Genomic DNA, 16,583 nt, shown 5'->3' on the forward strand with positions numbered 1-16,583 from the left:
TTGCTCTCGCAAATTCCGCTCGCCGCCGCGCGATTGCTAATGCGTCACCCGCCAGATCGTGCCGCCAGTATCTTCCGAGATCAGCAACGATCCATCCTTCGTCACCGCGACCCCGACCGGCCTCCCCCAGACCTCGGCATCGTTCACGACAAACCCTGTGACAAAATCCTCGTACTCTCCCGTCGGCTTGCCGTCCTTCATCCTGATGCGGATCACCTTGTAGCCTGTGCGCTTCGATCGGTTCCAGGAGCCGTGCTCGGCGGCGAAGGCGTCGCCCTGGTACTCGGATGGAAACTGCGTGCCCTGATAGAAGCTCATGCCGAGCGAGGCCGAATGCGGCTGCACCAGCACGTCGGGGATCGTCACCTTGTCCTTGAGGTCCGGCCGCGCGCCGGCGTGGCGCGGGTCTTCATTGTTGCCGATATAGAACCACGGCCAGCCGTAGAACGCGCCCTCCTTCAAGCTGGTCACATAGTCGGGCACGAGATCGTCGCCGAGGCCGTCGCGCTCGTTGGTCGAGCACCAGGGCAGGCCCGTCTGCGGCTGAATTGCAAGACCGACGCAGTTGCGGATACCGGTGGCGTAGATCTTCCGTTCCTTGCCGTCCGGATTGAAGGCAAGCACGGTGGCGCGCTCGGTCTCGCTTGCCCAGGCCGCTCCCAACGGCTGCGTTCGCGACCAGGCATCCAATCCGCCCGGCGGATTACCCATGCCCTCAGCGACGTTGCTGAGCGAGCCGACCGACACCAGCATGCGCTTGTTGTCCGGCGTAAAGACGATGTCGCGCGTGGAGTGGCCGCCGTCATGCGGCAGGTTTGCGACGATCGTCTCAGCCTTGCCCCGCGCCTTAAGATCGCCGGCCTGATAGCGAAAGCGGACGACGCTATCCGTATTGGCGATATAGACCCATTGCGGATTGTCGCCGTTCGGAAAGAAGGCGATGCCGAAGGGCTGCTTCAGGCCCCCGGCAAAGACCTCGTTGGTCGCGACCTTGCCGCCGTCTCCGGCGCGAAGCACGCGGATATTGCCTGCCCGCATCTCCGCCACGAACACATCGCCGTTCGGCGCAACGCGAACGATCCGCGGACCGCGCAGACCTTCGGCAAACAGGTCTATCCTGAAACCGGCCGGCACCTGTAGCGCTGCCTCCGGCGGCCGCGGCACTACGCGCGGGAAGCTCGCAACCGACGGCGTGGCACCGGGCTTGGCGAGGTCCTGCGGCTGGATCAGCCGGACCGTGCCGGGCTTGTCGGACTGCCAATTGCCGTAGGCGTCCTTGCCTTGCAGCACCGGCTCGGCCGGCGCGCTGGCCACAGCGGCGACCAGCAGCCCCGCAGACATCGCCGCGGACCATATCCTGTATTTCACGCCGTATTCCTCCCGGCCTGCCCGTCTCAAACGTCAATGCCTATCCACCCGCAAACGCTCGGAGGCAGGTCACGTACCTGCCGAATCCCACGTCAGCTCATGCCCGCACGATGTGCATCAGCCGCGACCCATCGTACTGGAAAATGCGCCTGATCGGTGCGACACATTGTAGGGGCACGGCCGCCGGTTGCGGTCATCAAAGCTGCGGCATCGATGTCGCGATTGATGGGGTGATCATGTGGGGATCGATTTTATCGGAATGGGCGAGCCTGCTGCTGCGCTGGCTGCACGTGGTGGCGGCGATCGGCTGGATCGGCAGTTCCTTCTATTTCATCCATCTCGATCTCAGCCTGAAGCCGAAGTCTGACCTGCCAGACGGCGTGCAGGGCGAGGCCTGGCAGGTCCATGGCGGCGGATTCTACCGGATCATGAAATATCTGGTGGCACCTCACCAGATGCCGGAGGAGCTGACCTGGTTCAAATGGGAGGCCTACACCACCTGGCTGTCCGGCTTCGCGCTGATGGTGGTGGTCTATTATCTCGACGCCGACCTGTTCCTGGTCGACAAGTCGATCCTCGATCTGACGCCGGTTCAGGCCGGACTGTTCAGCTTTTGCAGCCTCGCGCTGGCGTGGCTGCTTTACGAGGTCGCCTGCCGCACCGGTCTTGCGCAGCGCGAGCTGCCCTTTGCCATCGGCGGCTATCTTTTCCTGGTTGCGCTGACCTACGCTTTCACGCACGTCCTCAGCGGCCGCGGCGCCTTCAACCAGATCGCCGCGATCATCGGCACCATCATGGTCGCCAACGTTTTCGCGGTGATCATTCCGAACCAGAAGAAGATCGTAGCCGCCTTGATCGCGGGGAAGGCGCCCGATCCGAAATACGGCAAGACCAGCAAGGAGCGCTCGGTCCACAACAACTATCTGACGCTCCCCGTGGTCGTGCTGATGATCAGCAACCACTATCCCCTGCTCTATGCGACACGCTTCAACTGGATCATCGTCGCGATCGTGCTGGCGCTGGGGCCTGTGATCCGCCATTTCTTCAACGAGCGGCATGCGGGGCGCAAATCGCCGTGGTGGGTGTGGGCCGTGGCAGCAGTGGGCGCGATCGCGATCTTCTTCCTCTCCGCGGCCGGCCCGCGCGAGGTGAAGACGGGCGCGCTGTCGGCGCAGCCCACGGTCGCCAATGTCGAGGAGATCGTGATGTCCCGCTGCAGCATGTGCCACGCGGCCGAGCCGGTCTGGGCCGGCATCGTGACCGCGCCGAAGGGCATTTTGCTCGACGCTCCCGAGCACATCCATCGCAACATCCGCCTGATCGGCCGCGTGGCCGCATGGTCGACTGCGATGCCACCGGGCAACATCACGGAAATGACCAGCGAGGAACGCGCCATCCTCGCTGCCTATATCAGCGAGCAGGATCGCTGACGGCATCGGCCCTCGTGTGTCGATCGAGCTTTTGGCGGAATGAAATTCCGCATTTCCCGCCGATTTGAAAATGACTTGATCGCCTATCCAGCATAGATAGGACCGGCGGCCAAGGTCGCCGTCCAAAGTCAGTGTGCATTCGTAGTGGGGAAAGAACAGTGGCCCTCAAGAACGTCATCGGTATCGACCACGCCGTGGTCATGGTTCAGGACCTCGACAAGGCCGCCGAAAACTACAGGCAGCTCGGCTTCACGATCTCGCCGCGCGGCACCCACAGCGCGCATATGGGGACCGGCAACTACACCATCATGTTCGACCCGGACTATATGGAGCTGCTCGGCGTCCTGGCTGCGACCGAGCATAATGCACCGGCACGCGCCTTCCTCGACAGGCGCGGCGAAGGCATCGAGCGCATCGCCTTCACCGCGGTCGATTCCGCCGCCGGCGCCGAGGAGATCCGCGCGCGTGGCCTCACGCCGATCGGTCCTACCGATTTCGAGCGGCCGGTGACGCTGCCGAACGGCACGATCTCAGCCGCAAAATTCCGTACCTTCATGTGGCCGACCGTGGAAGCGCCGGGTGGCGTGCGCATCTTCGCCTGCCAGCACAAGACCCGCGACACCGTGTGGATTCCCGAGTTGATGAAGCACGCCAATGCGGCCAAGCGCATCAAGCAGGCGCTGATCGCAACGCCTGAGCCCGCCAAGGAAGCCGCACATCTGGGGCGGCTGATCGACCGCGCGCCGAAGGCGGAAGCCGACGGCGCGGTCACGGTGCCCTCCGGCGGCGATCGCGCCGACTTCGTCTATCTGACGCTGGACCAACTCGGCAAACGCTATCCCGGCGTGCCGCTCGCAGGTCTGTCCGAGCGCGGCGGCGCGGCGCTGGTGCTTGTCAGCGGCGATTTGGCGGTCACCGAGAAGGCGCTGGGGCCGGTCGCGCTGCGCAGCGGGGCCGCGATCTGCGTACCGCCTGCCAAGGCCAACGGCACACTGCTCGCCTTCATTGCCGGCTGATTTGAACCTGTTCTTTAACGTGTGTTGACCCCGCGGCTTTAGGATTCCGGGCAGTCCAAGCCGCCCGGGGCCAAACGCATGTTTAAGGAAGGCTGACCGGTCGCCTATGACGCGCCGGCCGAACTGAAGAAATGGCCGTCCCTGAAGGGCGAGAGGCAGAAGGACCGAGGTCCGCCCTATCTCGTCTACAACGGCACGCTCGCCGATTGCGTCCGCAAGCTTATCGGGAGGCCGATCAAGGGCATCTCGCTCTACGACATCATGACGAAGCCGCAAGCGGCCTTCGAGCAGACCGTGCTGTCGCCCGGCGACGCCGCAGAGATAGCAATGCGGAAGGATTTTCCCAAGCCGTAGCCGCCGCTCGCCTACCCCGACGTAGTTTGCAGCGTCGCATTTCCCTGCGGTTCCGTAGATCCGCGGGGCCGAAGTCGCATATCCTGCTGTGGGAACACCGTACTAACACCGGCGGTCTCCCGGAATCGCAGCTTCGCCGCAATTGCGGTTAAGAAGTCGTTGTCACCGGCGCAGGCGCTGGTCGTTCCCCCACAGTTTGAGGTTGCCCACGCAATGCGATTTGTCATCGCGGCTTGCGCCGCGTTTCTGATTCTGATGTGCGACCTCGATCCTTCGGTGTCCCGGCAAACATCAACCTTCGACGACGCCGTTGTTCAGAACAATCAAGCCTCCCCACTTGTTCCGGTCGTCGAGCTCTTCCTTGCGAGCGTGCAAGCCATCGAACTGGCGAACGCGCGCGCGTCGTACGAGGAAACCAACGAGGCGGCGCGCGTGATTGAGTTCGCACCGCAGACTCCGGCTTCGCCAACCGAACAATTCTGTCGCGCGCTGAGGGAAGCGGCTGAAGCCAGCGGCATTCCGGTGCCGTTCTTCGCCCGCCTGCTCTGGCAGGAGAGCCGCTTTCGCTCCAATGAGGTCAGCCAGGCCGGCGCGCAGGGCGTGGCGCAGTTCATGCCCGAAACGGCCGCTGAGGTCGGGCTCGATGATCCCTTCGATCCGATGAAGGCGCTGCCCGCATCAGCAAAATTCCTGCGCAAGCTCCGCGACGATTTCGGCAATCTTGGCCTCGCCGCGGCGGCCTACAACGCCGGGCCGGGTCGCATCCAGAAGTGGCTCGCCAGAGAGAGCGAACTGCCCCGCGAGACGCGCGACTATGTCCGCATCATCACCGGCACCAAGGCCGAGGACTGGACCGAGCGCTCGGAAGCGCTCGCGATCCGCATCGACTTGCCGCGCGAAGCTCCCTGCGAAGGCGTCGGCAGTCTCTCCAAGACGAAGGATGTCGCCTGGGTTCCGGTGAACCTGACGCCCTCGATCGCAACCATCATTCGCAAGGCCGAGCAGTTGGCGGCGCAGCTCTCGGCCAACCGTGCACGCAAGCGGTTCGCATCGCTGCTGCGCAAGAGTGCCGCGGGCCATGGCAAGGCGCGCGGCATGATCGCGGCGCGTGCGGCCGGAAAGAGCGCAAAGGCCCGCGCCGTCCGCGTCGCATCGAGCGATCGCTAACCGGTCAGACCGGCTTCTCGTCGTCCGTCACCGGCGAGGTCACCACCAGGAACACGAGATCGGTCAGGCCCGAATTCGAGATCGCGTGCTCGACGCCAGGCGGCAGGAAGATCACGTCGTGCTTGCGCACGACATGGTTCCTGCCCGCGATCTCCATCAGCCCCTCGCCTTCGAGCACGTGATAGACCTGCTCCTGCACCTTGTGATGATGACGCGCGACATGGGCCATCGGTTGGTACATCGAGATGCGGTAGTCGATGTGGCGCGAGCCCGCGGTCTCCGGCATCACCAGCGGCTTTGACAGCGCGCCGCCGAAATGATTGGGGAATTCCCGCCAGGGCACTTCGGCGATGTTGCGGATGAAGGCGCCGTTGCTCTCCTCGGCCATGATCGTGCTCCCTTTTCACGCGTCTCAATTCACCAGCGCGCCGCCGTCGATATAGACAATCGAGCCCGTGGCAAAGCCGTTGGTCATGAAGCTTGCGATCTGCCGGGCGATGTCCTCGGCCATGCCGACGCGGCCGACGGGCAGAGCAGCCGCCGTCTTCGCCAGCATCTCCTTTCGCGCAGCTTCAGGCATCGCCGCCCGGATCGGCGTGTCGATCACGCCGGGCGACACTGCGTTGACACGCACCGGCGCAAGCTCGAGCGCGAGAGCACGGGCCAGCGATTCCAGCGCGCCGTTGGCAGCGCTGATGATCGCCGAATTCGGTCGTGGCCTGACGCTGAGGAAACCAGTGACCAGTGTCAGCGAGCCGCCCGGACGAATCTCGGCCTCGCGTGCGACGCGCCAGGCGCCCCAGAACTTGCCTTCCATGGTGGCGCGCACATCGTCCATCGCGACCGTCTTGAACGGACCGGTACGAAGTTGCGCAGCTGTGAGCACGACGTGATCGACAGGACCGGTGCGGCGGAACAGTTCGACAACACTCTCGTCGCTGGTGACATCGGTAGGAATCGCCGTCACCTTCAGCCGCTCGGCAACGGGATCGAGCTTCGCAGCGCTGCGCGAGGCGATGATGACGTCAGCGCCTTGCGCCTTGGCCAGTTCCGCCGTGGCGAGACCGATGCCTGAGGAGCCGCCAATCACGACGATTTTCTTGCCTGCGAGCGTCATTCCCATCTCCCCGATATCTTTTTGTTTTGTGGATCTGCGGGCCGCGCGATCAGCCCGGCTGGAAGCGCGTGCCGATACCGGCCTTGCTCTGGCCGAGGCCAGGCAGTTCCCAGACGCCGGCGCCAACCGGATTGACGTCGGCCGCGATGTCGACGTCGATCAGATAGGGCTTGTTGGCGGCGATGCCCTTGCGGATCGCCTCGCCAAGATCTCCGGCGCGATCGACCCGCACGCCTTCGACGCCGCAGGAGCGCGCCATCGCCGCGAAGTCGGGATTATAACGTTCGCCCGTCTCCGGATGCTTGAAATCGGTCGCGAGCTCGCGCCCGCCGAGATAACCGCGCTGTAGCCCGCGGATCGAGGCGTAGGCGTAATTATTCCAGACCACCCAGACCACGGGCAGATTGTACTCGACCGCCGTACCCAGCACGTTGGCATGCATGAAGAAGGCACCGTCGCCGCAGACCGACACGCAGGGCCGGTCGGGCGCCGCGAACTTTGCGCCCATCACGCCAGCCACGCCAAAGCCCATCGGGCCAAATCCCATCGAGCCGATCAGCGAGTCTGGCCGCTTCGGCTTGCAGAAGCCGAGCAGCCAGTTGTGATGCACGCCGATGTCGGAGACGAGGATCGCATCCTCCGGCAGCGCCTTGTCGATCTCGGCCGCCGCGCGCTGCGGATTGATCGGCGTGGTGTCATCGGAAAAGCCGGGCGCCACGAACTTGTCCCACTCCTTGCGATAGCCATCGATCTGCGCCAGCCATTTTTTACGCGCGTCGGATTTCTTGAAGAGGTTGTCGCGGCGGTCGAGCTCGGCATGCACCTGCCGAAGGAAGGTGCGGACGTCGGCCATCAGCCCGAGCGCAACGGGATAGTTGCGGCCGATCTCCTCGGGATCGATGTCGACATGGATCAGCCGCGTCGGCGGGATCGTGAAGGAATAGCCGGGGATCCACGAACTGGAGGTGCGGTCGTCGAAGCGAACGCCGAGCGCGAGCAGCACGTCGGCCTGGCGGGTTGCGTGATTGGCCTGATAGTGTCCGGCACGCGCGACAAGGCCGAGCGCAAGCGGATGATTGACGTCCAGCGCGCCAAGCCCGCTGGCGGACGCCGCAACCGGAATCTGAAGCCGCTCGGCAAGCTTGCGCAACTCGTCCGCGGCACCGCCGTAGCGCACGCCCTGCCCGACCAGCATCACCGGCCGCTCGGCCGCGAGCAGCATGTCGACCGCTTTCTCAACGCCTTCAGGGTCGGCCCCGCAGCGACTCGAGATATTCGCGCTCCACTCGGCAGCCTTCGGCGCTTCCTCCGCCGCAGCCTCCATGAAGACGTCGAAGGGCACGTCGATCACCACGGGCCCCGGCCGCCCCGTGACCATGGTTTTCCAGGCCTGCCGTACCGCGAGCGGCACCATCTCGCCGCGCGTCGGCTGAAACACCTTCTTGCACATCGTCCGCACGGTGGACGGAAAGTCGGCCTGATAGTGCCGGTACATTTCCTGGAACGCGCCACGATTGAACTGGCTGGTCGGCACGTTGCCGGTGATCGCCATGAACGGCACGGAATCGAGAAACGCGTTGGCGAGCGAGATCGGCAAATTGGCCGAGCCCGGTCCGCAGGAGGTGAAGGTCGCGGTCGGTCTGCCGGAGACGCGGTAGTAGACGTCAGCCATGAAGCCGGCGACGCTCTCGTGATGCACGGAGATCGTCTTGATCTCGGATGAGCGCTCGTACAGCGCGTCGATGAACTGGATGTTGCCGTGGCCGCAGAGCCCGAACACCTGCGGCACCTTCTCCTGGATCAGATAATCGACAATGACCTGGGCGCCATTGAGCATGTTTCGCGACATCAACCGGTCTCCCTCTCGGCCCGACGACTTCTTCTGTACCGATGCGGAGAACGCGGCCGGTCATCATTGGGCCGCGGGCACCCTATTTCTCATAATGCTGTACGTCAATTTATATTGTGATAGGCTGTTGTCTTGAGGAAACGCGAGGCTCCGCGCCGACGGCTGCGCTGGTTGCGTGCTACTGTCGAAACAACGAAGCCATGACGATTCACCGGAGGGGACCTTGTCCTTGAGATCGCATACCAAGCCCGCTACCGGCGAGAAGCCTGCAAGCCCACGCAAGGCCGCGATCGCCAAACTCATCCCAGCGCCGCAAGCCAATGGCGACGACGAGGCCGACGACAAGCAGCGGGTCGGCGGCGTTCAGTCGCTCGGCCGGGCCTTCTCGATCCTGGAAGAGGTGGCGCGTCACCGCGAGGGGATCGGGCTTGCGGAACTCAGCAAGCTCGTCGGCCTGCACAACTCGACGACCTTTCATCTGGCAAAGACGCTGGTCTCGCTCGGCTACCTCCGCCAGGAGAAGGACAACAAGCGCTACCGCATCGGTCGTCCGCTGTTCGCGCTCGCGGCAAGCGCGCTCGACGAGATCGAGATGGTCAATGTCGCTACTCCGGTGCTGGAGGAGCTGTCGCGCCAGACCAGCGAAAGCAGCCATTTTGCCGTGCGGATGGGCGATGCAGTGGTCGTCATCGCCCGGACCAGCGGCCCCGGCGCGTTTCAGCTGACCGACCGCGTCGGCGTGGTGCGCCCCGCCCATTGCACCGCGCTCGGCAAGATCATCCTCGCTTCACTGCGTCCCGAGCAGCTCACACGGTTCATCGATCGTGTGGAACTGAAACCGTCGACGCCAAAATCCATCAGCGATGTCGGCGCGCTGATGCGCGAGATTGCCGAAGTGCAGCGCACCGGCGTCGCCTTCGACGACGGCGAGTTCAACATGGAAGTGCGCTGCGTCGCCGTTCCCGTTACCGATTTCACCGGCCAAGTGATCGGCGCGCTCGGCATTTCCGGCCCGATCTGGCGGCTTTCCAACCAAGCGCTGCACGCCAGTGCGCAGGTGGTGCAGGCCGCAGCCGATCGCCTGTCGGCCGAATTCGGCGCCAAGGGCACGGCGCAAAAGGCGCTCACGCAAAAAGCCTGAGACGCGTGCAAGCGACTATTTTGCCGGTTGACACCAGCGACCGCGTTCGGGATTATCCTCCAGCATTAGAAGAATGCCTCTCACAATACCGGATGATCGGTTTTGCAGGGAGGCACGCGATGCACCCGGGGAGGAGACAGACATGATCCGCACCAGCCGACGGACGTTGTTACGCGCGGGCGCCGCATTCGCTAGCGCATCCGCACTTGGGTTTCCCGCGATCGTAAAGGCGCAGGCCGAGAAGATCCGGATCGGGCACCTCACACCACTGACCGGCTTCCTCGGCGTGATCGGCAGCTACGCTCGGTTGGGCGTGAAACTCGCGGCGGAGGAGATCAACCAGTCGGGCGGCATTTTAGGCAAGCAGATCGACCTGCTCTCGGAAGACTCGATCAATCCGGCCACCGCCGCGACCAAGGCGCAGCGCATGCTCGAGCAGGACGGCGCCGTGGTGCTGCTCGGCGAGATCTCCTCGGCCTCCTCGCTCACCATCATGCAGGTCGCCGAGCGCAACAAGAAGGTGTTCTTCTCGACCGGTGCGCGGTCGGACGCGCTGCGCGGCAAGAACTGCAACAAATACTCGTTCCACTGCGACATCCCGAACACCGTGATGGTGAACGCGGTCGGCACCGCGCTGTCGCAGAAGGGCATGGTGAAGGGCAAGAAGTTCTTCACGCTGACGGCCGACTACATCTTCGGCCACGACCTCCTGAAGGCCGCGAAGACCTTCTTCGGCGCGCATGACGCCAACCTGATCGGCGACGAGCTGATCGCGACCGACGTCACCGATTTCAGTCCGTATCTGCTGAAGGTGCGGCAGGCCAAGCCCGACGTGGTCTGCTGCAACCTCGCCGGCAACCAGGTCACCAATCTGGTCAAGCAATATGCCGAGTTCGGCTTCCCCTACCCGCTGGTCGGCTTCAACCTCAATACCGGCGACGCCTGGGCCGCCGGCGCCGGCAATCTCAGCGGCACCTGGCCGACGGTCTGGTATCACACGCTGACAAATCCAACGTCGCAGGCTTTCGTCGCGGCGTTCAGCAAGAAATACGGCAAGCCGCCGGAGAACCACGCCTGGATCGACTATGTCACGCTGAAACTGCTTGCGGAGGCGATCAACACCACGAAGTCGACCGACAGCGGCGAGTTGATCGGCTATTTCGAGAAGCAGGCACAGTTCGAGATCGGCAAAGCGCGAAAAGCCTATTTCCGCTCCTGGGATCATCAGCTCGTGCAGGAGGCCTATCCGTTCACCGTGAAGCCAAAGGACCAGATGAAGGACCAGTGGGACATGCTGGTGCTCGGCGATGCGGTGCCGGCGGCGAATGATCCGCTGGAGACGATCTATCCGACCAAGGAACAGAACCCCTGCGAGATGAAGGCCTGACGCGCGCTCGCGCGGCAAGGCCGATTGGCGTCAACGGCGCCGGCCCTGCCGGCGCCGTTTGTGTCGAGGCGATGGACGCAACATGCAGTTCGAGTTCTTGCTGGAACAGGTGGTGAATGGCCTCGTGCTCGGAGGCTATTATTTGCTCATCGCGCTTGGGCTGTCGCTGATTTTCTCGGTCGGCGGCATCGTCAATCTCGCGCATGGCGCCTTCTACGCGCTCGGTGCTTACATCTGCGTCGAGCTGACGAAACGCCTCGGCTTCGGCGCGTCCGTCATCATCTCGCCGCTCGCGGTCGCGCTGCTCGGCATCCTGTTCGAACGCTTCATCCTGCGCCGCTTCTACACCGCCGACCCGATCCTCAGCCTGCTCGTGACCTTCGGCCTCGCAATGGTTGCCGAGCAGGCAATCCGCATGATCTGGGGCGCGGCTCCTGTGTCGACCGAGATTCCGCAAAGCTTTCGCGGCTCGGTGATCGTCGGCGACTTCCTGTTTTCGCGCTACCGCCTCCTGATCCTTGGCGTGGTCGCAGCTATACTGCTCGGCATCTGGCTGTTGCTGCACAATACCTCGTTCGGACGCGTGGTCCGCGCCGGCATTCAGCGGCCGGACATGGTCGCAGCGCTCGGCATCCGGCTCCAGCCCTACATGACGGCGATCGTCATGCTCGGCGTCGGCCTGGCCGCGCTTGGCGGTGCCTTCTTCGCGCCGATTACGACGGTGCACCCCGCGATGGGCGCGGATATCATGACGGTTGCTTTCGTCGTGGTGGTCATCGGCGGGCTCGGCAGTTTCTGGGGTGTCATCATCGCGGCACTCCTTGTCGGCGTCGTGCGCGGCATCGCCATCCATTTCGAGCCGGCCGCGGGTGAAGCCTCGATCTACATTCTGATGTTTCTGGTGCTGCTGGTGCGCCCGCGCGGCTTGCTCGGCGAACGCATCGAGAAGTTCGAATGAGGAGCGCTTCGACCATCGACAGGCTCAGGCCGCTCGTAATCGCGGCGGTCGCAGTCGTCGCGCTGCCGTTCGTGCTGAGGGCGCTGGGCCTGTCGCTCAATACAGGCAGCTGGATGCTTGGCCTCGCAATCGCAGCGATGGGGCTCAATCTCTGCATCGGCTATACCGGCCTCGTCTCGTTCGGCCACAGCACCTGGTTCGGCATCGGCGCTTATGCGGCCGGCCTGATCCAGCTTCGCTTCTTCCCCGGAGCGATCTGGTTGCCGCTGTTGCTGTCGATGGTCGTCGTCGCGATCGCATCGGCCGTAACAGGCCTGCTGATCCTGCGCCGGCGCGGCGTCTATTTCTCGCTATTGACGCTCGCGCTCGCCGCGCTCGTCTACACCACCGCCTTCCGCTGGACGAGCCTGACCGGCGGCGAGGATGGGCTCGGCGGGCTGAAGCGCGGCGAGATCGGTCCCATCAGCCTCGACAGCGCGCTGAACTATTACGCGGTCGTCGCGGCCATCGGACTCATCGTACTCTACGTGCTCATGCGCCTGGTGCGCTCACCGTTTGGCCATGTGTTGGTGGCGATCCGCGAGAACCAGTTGCGCGCGAGCTTTCAGGGTTATCCGGTCGAGCGCTACAAGCTCGCAGTATTCGTGATCTCGGCGGTGGTGACCGGCCTTGCCGGCGCGCTGATCGCGTTCCTGAACTATCTCGTCTCGGCCGAAGCCGTCTCCGTGCCGTTCGCCGGCGAGCTGCTGGCCATGGTCGTCATCGGCGGCATGCGCAGCCTGCTCGGGCCCGCGCTCGGCGCGGTGTTCTTCATCCTGTTCCGCGAACTGTTCTCGATCTGGACGTCGGACTGGCTATTCTGGTTCGGTCTCACCTTCGTGGCCTTCGTGATGTATTCGCCCGGCGGCCTCGTCGGGATCGGCTCGTTGATCATGCGGCGCCTTCGTCCGCCCGCGGAAGAAACGGCCGCCATGAGCCGGCGCAAGATTTATGACGGCCTGCCGTTGCCTGATTTCCTCCGACCGCAATCCCTTGAAGGCACTGTGCTCGAAGTCAGCGGCGTCTCAAGAAAGTTCGGCGGCATCCGCGCCGTCGAGAATGCGAGCATCAACGTCGCTGCCGGCGAGATTCACGCGCTGATCGGGCCCAACGGCGCCGGCAAGACCACGCTGTTCAATCTGGTCTCCGGCCTCTATGCGCCAGATCAAGGCACCATCCGACTCCAGGGGCGCGACATCGCCGGCGTGCCGGCAAATGCGATCTGCCATCAGGGGCTGGCGCGCTCGTTCCAGATCACCAATCTGTTTCGCGGGTTGACGATCTACGAGAATTTGCGCCTGTCACTGCAGGCGCGCCGCCCGATGCGCTTCAACATCTGGAACGACATCGACGCGTACGAGGACATCCATGCCGAGACCGCCGCGCTGACAAAATTCCTCGGGCTCGAAGGCATCGAGGAGATCGAGGGCGGCGAGCTTTCCTATGGCGGGCAGCGGCTGGTCGATCTCGGCATAGCGCTCGGCTCCAAGCCGCAGGTGCTGCTGCTCGACGAGCCGCTCGCGGGCCTTGCCGCGGCCGAGCGCGAGCGGGTCTCCAACCTCGTCAAGAACATCGCGGCCAACATTCCCGTGCTGATCGTCGAGCACGACATCGACCGCGTGCTCGGCTTCTCGCAGGTCGTCACCGTGATGAACCAGGGTGAGGTCCTGATGTCCGACTGCCCGAGCGCAGTGCGAGCCGACCTGCGGGTGCAGGAGATCTATACCGGCAAGGGCATTCCGGCCGTCGCGCATCGGCGCAGCAACGAGGAAACCGGCGTGCACGAGACCGTGCTGCGCCTCGACGGCGTCAACACGTTCTACGGCAAGAGCCATATTCTGAACGACGCCGCGCTCGACGTGCGCGAGGGCGAGATCGTCGCGCTGCTGGGCCGCAACGGCGCCGGCAAGTCAACGCTCTTGAAGACCGTCGCCGGCCTCGTGCCGGCGGCATCGGGCACGATCGAATATCGCGGTAAGGATATCGCAAGCCTGCCCGCCCCCGACATCGCACGCCGCGGCATCGGCTATGTGCCGCAGGGGCGCGGCCTGTTCGCCGGCATGACCGTGCGCGAAAACCTCGCGCTCGGCCGCCTCGCGCGCAAGACCGACGGCAGCGACGGCGTGGTGTGGAACGAGGAGCAGATCCTGCATCACTTCCCGCGGCTGAAAGAGCGCATGAACATCGCCGCCGACTATCTCTCCGGCGGCGAGCAGCAGATGGTCGCAGTTGCGCGTGCGATGTCGGGTAACGTGCGCCTGTTGCTGCTCGACGAGCCCTTTGAAGGCCTCGCGCCGGCGGTGACGCTGGAACTGTTCAGGGTGTTCGATCAGCTTCGCCGGCACATGTCGATCGTGATTGTCGAGCACAATCTCGACCTCGTGCTGGCGCTGGCCGATCGCGTCTTTGCGCTGGAGCGCGGCGCCGTGTTCCACCAGGGGCCGGCGGCGCCGCTACTGGACGATCTCGGCTATCGGAAGCAGATCCTGTGGCTGTAGCGGAGCCTTACCATGCTTTTTGCCGTGCGCCTTCTCACCGCACTCCTGCTCGGCTGCAACATCCTCGCAAGCAACATCGCGTGCGGGGACGACACGCCGGTCATCGCCGTCTTCACCAAGAACACCACCAATCCCGCCTATGAGGCGTTCCGCATCGCAGCCGACAAGGCGGCCGCCGCCGCCGGCGCGCGGACCGTTCACTTCGTGCCGAAGCAGCCCGACAACGTCGACGAGCAGAAGGCGATGGTGGAACAGGTGCTAAAGGATCGCCCCAGCGTGGTCGTCTTCATTCCCGTCGATGATGTCGCGATGGTCGAGTCCGTCAAGCGAATGAATGAGGCCAATATCCCGGTCGTGCTCGCGTCCAATCCGCTGCCCGGCAGCTTCGTCACCTATGTCGGCGCCGATGATCTCGAGATCGGCTATCGCGAGGCTCGCTATCTGTTCGAGAAGATCGGCGGCAAGGGCAAAATCGTCGTGATCGAGGGCACGGCGAGCGCGCCGACCAACCGCGAGCGCTTGCGCGGCTACAAGCGCGCCTTCGCCGAATATCCCGGCATCGAAGTGCTTGCGTCCGGGGTCGGCAACTATCAGCAAACCGACGCGAAGCGCGTCATGGCGCAATTCCTGAAAGACCATTCGTCAATCGATGCCGTGCTGTCGGCGAACGACAGCATGGCGCTCGGCGTGCTGGAGGCGCTGAAGGACGCCGATCGCCACGCCATCGTGATGGGCATCAACGGCATCCTGCCGGCGGTGAAGCAGATCGAGGCCGGCAACATGCTCGCCAGCGTCGACTTCAACATGTTCAAGATCGGCTGCATCGCGACCTCAGCCGCGCTGCGCTATCTCCGGCACGAACCGCTGCCGGAGAAGATCATGCTTCCCGCCGACGTCATCGACAAGTCGAACTACCAGGCCTGGCTGGTGCCGGTGCCGCAGCGCAATTGCCCGGACTGGAGCGAGGTCGTCCGGTGACCGCGCCGCGCCGGCTCGTGCTCCCGGACAAAAATATCGAAAACAACCCCATGCACAGTAGCCGCCCCTTGTCGGATCAAGGACTTGCGCATCGTGCAAAGCCGTTTGACTCGTCGGGCAAAACACCGGCACGATGACATCATCGCAGCAATCGTCAGCGTCATACCGCACCCAGCCATGGGCGCCACGAGACGACTGCGCGTAAGCCCCTCATCGACATCTCAAAAATCACCCCAGCGCGCCGCGATTGATCTGGTGCGCACCGAGCCCACACGCCTGCAGCGGCAAAGGACAGGACATGACGACATCCCCGACACGCAACGCGACCGCGCCGATTGCGGCCAACGATCGCACCGGCCTCAGTGCAAGCCCGCGGGTCAGACTCTCCCGCAGGCGAATTTCGATCGACCATCCGGACCCGCGCGCCGGCGAACGGCTGCTGGCCGACGCGCTCGGCGCCGTCGACCGCGACGCGCTGGATGGCCTGCTGAAGCAATTGGTGAAGGTCAGCGTGATCGGCCAGAAGCCTGATGAAGCCAATCTCGCCTTCATGATCTCGATGATGAAGAGCATCGGCCCGCGCGATTCCATCGAGGCGATGCTGGCGGCGCAGATGGTGTCCGTGCACGTGACGGCGATGCGCAGCGCCTGTCGCCTCGCCTGCACCGACGACATTGCGCAGCAGGAGAGTGTGACGCGCGCATTGGCCCGGCTGGCCCGCACGTTTGCGGCGCAGATCGAGGCGCTCAGCCGCCATCGCAGCAATGGCGAGCGCGGGATTACGGTGCAGAATTTGTCGGTGCAGGATGGAGGAAGGGCGATCGTGGGGAACGTGACGCAACATACGAATATGATGGTTTCAGAGCCGAGCGCTGCTGATGCAGCGATGGATGCGGGATTGGTCTCGACCCGCGAAGTCGGCGAGCACGAACAGCCCGATGCGAGGCGAGGCGCCGCCGCATGAGTCGCGCCCATATTCGCAGCACGAGTGCGATGTTGACGAGCCCGCGCTGTGGTGCCGGGACACGAAGCGGCACCACCTGCCGCGCGCCGGCGGTGCGCGGCAAGACCCGCTGTCGCATGCATGGCGGCGCCGCGGGATCCGGCGCGCCGAGGAAAAATCAGAATGCACGTAAGCACGGGCTGTTCACCGGGATGGTGGTCGCAGAGCAGAGGCGGATCCAGGCGTTACTGAGAGAAACGCGGAAACTGCTGAGCGAGATGAAGTCAGAATGCCTACCGGAGGGATCTGGGGGCTGAGATTGGGCTATTAATGAACCA

Annotated in this window: 14 protein-coding genes; 10 read left to right on the forward strand and 4 right to left on the reverse strand. The window is 64.1% G+C overall.

What is annotated here, in order from left to right; all coding sequences use genetic code 11:
• Window positions 1–36: 36 nt before the first annotated feature.
• Window positions 37–1,368 (reverse strand): PQQ-dependent sugar dehydrogenase, encoded by a 1,332-nt coding sequence (locus ABIB73_RS15300; RefSeq protein ID WP_354225170.1) that lies wholly within the window; start codon window positions 1,366–1,368, stop codon window positions 37–39.
• 236 nt (window positions 1,369–1,604) lie between these two features.
• Between ABIB73_RS15300 and ABIB73_RS15305 the strand changes: the two genes are divergently transcribed.
• The 3 genes from ABIB73_RS15305 (at window position 1,605) to ABIB73_RS15315 (ending at window position 5,335) form a co-directional block, all read left to right on the forward strand.
• On the forward strand, window positions 1,605–2,798 hold the full coding sequence (locus ABIB73_RS15305) for a urate hydroxylase PuuD (protein WP_354225171.1): 1,194 nt from the start codon (window positions 1,605–1,607) through the stop codon (window positions 2,796–2,798).
• 158 nt (window positions 2,799–2,956) lie between these two features.
• A complete protein-coding gene (locus tag ABIB73_RS15310) occupies window positions 2,957–3,814 on the forward strand; it encodes a VOC family protein (protein ID WP_354225172.1) in 858 nt (285 codons plus the stop codon).
• 567 nt (window positions 3,815–4,381) lie between these two features.
• Window positions 4,382–5,335: a lytic transglycosylase domain-containing protein gene (locus ABIB73_RS15315; RefSeq protein ID WP_354225173.1), complete on the forward strand. Its 954-nt coding sequence runs from the start codon at window positions 4,382–4,384 to the stop codon at window positions 5,333–5,335.
• Window positions 5,336–5,339: 4 nt separating this feature from the next.
• On the opposite strand, the gene ABIB73_RS15320 is transcribed toward ABIB73_RS15315, so the two are convergent.
• From ABIB73_RS15320 to ABIB73_RS15330, 3 genes are read right to left on the reverse strand one after another with little or no spacing between them, the layout of a single operon-like run.
• Window positions 5,340–5,723 (reverse strand): cupin domain-containing protein, encoded by a 384-nt coding sequence (locus tag ABIB73_RS15320; protein ID WP_354225174.1) that lies wholly within the window; start codon window positions 5,721–5,723, stop codon window positions 5,340–5,342.
• 24 nt (window positions 5,724–5,747) lie between these two features.
• Window positions 5,748–6,452 (reverse strand): SDR family oxidoreductase, encoded by a 705-nt coding sequence (locus tag ABIB73_RS15325; protein WP_354225175.1) that lies wholly within the window; start codon window positions 6,450–6,452, stop codon window positions 5,748–5,750.
• 49 nt (window positions 6,453–6,501) lie between these two features.
• Window positions 6,502–8,301 carry a thiamine pyrophosphate-binding protein gene (locus ABIB73_RS15330; protein WP_354225176.1) on the reverse strand — a complete coding sequence of 600 codons (1,800 nt, stop codon included), beginning with the start codon at window positions 8,299–8,301 and terminating at the stop codon, window positions 6,502–6,504.
• A 229-nt stretch (window positions 8,302–8,530) separates the two neighbouring features.
• Here ABIB73_RS15330 and ABIB73_RS15335 point away from each other — a divergent pair, with 229 nt between their 5' ends.
• From ABIB73_RS15335 to ABIB73_RS15365, 7 genes are all read left to right on the forward strand, one after another.
• Window positions 8,531–9,442, forward strand: a complete 912-nt coding sequence (locus ABIB73_RS15335; RefSeq protein ID WP_354225177.1) for an IclR family transcriptional regulator — start codon at window positions 8,531–8,533, stop codon at window positions 9,440–9,442.
• A 142-nt stretch (window positions 9,443–9,584) separates the two neighbouring features.
• A complete protein-coding gene (locus ABIB73_RS15340) occupies window positions 9,585–10,829 on the forward strand; it encodes an ABC transporter substrate-binding protein (protein ID WP_354225178.1) in 1,245 nt (414 codons plus the stop codon).
• A gap of 82 nt (window positions 10,830–10,911) precedes the next feature.
• Entirely contained in the window at window positions 10,912–11,787 is an 876-nt protein-coding gene (locus tag ABIB73_RS15345; RefSeq protein WP_354225179.1) for a branched-chain amino acid ABC transporter permease, read from the forward strand.
• The gene (locus ABIB73_RS15350; RefSeq protein WP_354225180.1) at window positions 11,784–14,324 is read left to right on the forward strand and encodes a branched-chain amino acid ABC transporter ATP-binding protein/permease; all 2,541 of its coding nucleotides are present in this window, start codon (window positions 11,784–11,786) and stop codon (window positions 14,322–14,324) included. Before ABIB73_RS15345 ends, ABIB73_RS15350 begins: the two co-directional genes overlap by 4 nt.
• A gap of 12 nt (window positions 14,325–14,336) precedes the next feature.
• Complete coding sequence (locus tag ABIB73_RS15355; RefSeq protein WP_354225181.1) at window positions 14,337–15,302, forward strand: sugar ABC transporter substrate-binding protein; 966 nt, start codon at window positions 14,337–14,339, stop codon at window positions 15,300–15,302.
• A gap of 298 nt (window positions 15,303–15,600) precedes the next feature.
• A complete protein-coding gene (locus ABIB73_RS15360; RefSeq protein ID WP_354225182.1) occupies window positions 15,601–16,266 on the forward strand; it encodes a hypothetical protein in 666 nt (221 codons plus the stop codon).
• A 29-nt stretch (window positions 16,267–16,295) separates the two neighbouring features.
• A complete protein-coding gene (locus tag ABIB73_RS15365; protein ID WP_354225367.1) occupies window positions 16,296–16,562 on the forward strand; it encodes an HGGxSTG domain-containing protein in 267 nt (88 codons plus the stop codon).
• Window positions 16,563–16,583: the final 21 nt, after the last annotated feature.

It is taken from the genome of Bradyrhizobium sp. F1.4.3 (assembly GCF_040548375.1).
Lineage (GTDB): Bacteria > Pseudomonadota > Alphaproteobacteria > Rhizobiales > Xanthobacteraceae > Bradyrhizobium.